Raw genomic sequence first — 1,167 nt, 5'->3', positions numbered from 1 at the left:
CAGCACCCGGTGACGCGCGGAAAGCAGCTCTGAAATTACCCCTTGCGCAAGGGGCGGTTACACATGTTGCACAAATCTCGACCGGGATTCACGTTGGGAGTCCAGTATGATAGCTGGAGGGCATGAGCAGTTGGGCCCCTACGAAGTACAAGACCAAGAACTGGCCTTCGTACAACACAGCGCTGAAGCAACGCGGATCGCTGTCGATCTGGTTTGATCCCGAGATGGTCTGGACGCCACCGCCAACGGGCAAGCGTGGCCGCCAGTGCCAATTCAGCGATGCGGCGATCCAGACCTGTCTGACCTTGAAGGTGTTGTTCGGTATGCCGCTCCGGCAGACAACCGGGTTCGTGGGAAGTCTGTTGCGGCTCGCCGGATTGGATTGGCCGGTGCCCGACTACAGCACACTGTGTCGCCGTCAGAAAACGCTGAAGGTGAGCCTGCCCTATAGAGGCGATCGCGGCCCGCTGAACCTGCTGATCGACAGCACTGGGATCAAATCTGAGGGTGAAGGAGAATGGAACGCCCGCAAGCATGGCGGCTCAAAGCGCCGCATCTGGCGCAAGATACACATAGGGATCGACGAGGAAACGCTGGAAGTGCGGGCCGTGGAGGTTACCACCAGTAATGTCGGTGACGCACCGATGCTGCCTGAGTTGCTCGCCCAAATCCCATCCGCTCAGGACATTGGATTAGTGACCGCAGACGGGGCCTACGACACCCGAAAATGTCATGATGCGATTGCAGCGCGTGGCGCTCATGCCATCATACCGCCGCGCAAGAACGCCAAACCGTGGAAGCCCACGAGCGCAGGCGCCATTGCCAGAAACGAGGCGGTCAATGCCTCGCGATACCTGGGCCGCGCCATCTGGCGACGATGGAGCGGATACCACCGCCGGAGCCGCGTCGAGACCAAGATGCACTGTGTGAAGCTGCTGGGGCAAAGCCTCATGGCGAGGGACTTCGACCGCCAAGTCGCAGAGATCCAAGTCCGCGTCGCCGTCCTCAACCGCTACACCTCTCTTGGCATACCTGTCACAGAGGTCGTAGGATAAATCCGTCCGGGAAAGGGGAAGTGCGCTCACGCCCCGATTTGTGCAACATGTGTAACCGCCCCTTGCGCAAGGGGTAATTTCAGAGCTGCTTTCCGCGCGTCACCGGGTGCTG

Annotated in this window: 1 protein-coding gene; it reads left to right on the top strand. The window is 60.1% G+C overall.

From position 1 onward, the window contains the following. The first annotated feature begins 122 nt into the window (after positions 1 to 122). The gene (locus G5V65_RS21905; RefSeq protein WP_165054745.1) at positions 123 to 1,055 is read left to right on the top strand and encodes an IS5 family transposase; all 933 of its coding nucleotides are present in this window, start codon (positions 123 to 125) and stop codon (positions 1,053 to 1,055) included. Positions 1,056 to 1,167 lie beyond the last annotated feature (112 nt).

Origin of the sequence: Paragemmobacter kunshanensis (assembly GCF_011059185.1) — a bacterium.
Lineage (GTDB): Bacteria > Pseudomonadota > Alphaproteobacteria > Rhodobacterales > Rhodobacteraceae > Paragemmobacter > Paragemmobacter kunshanensis.
This window is presented reverse-complemented; position numbering and strand designations above follow the sequence as displayed.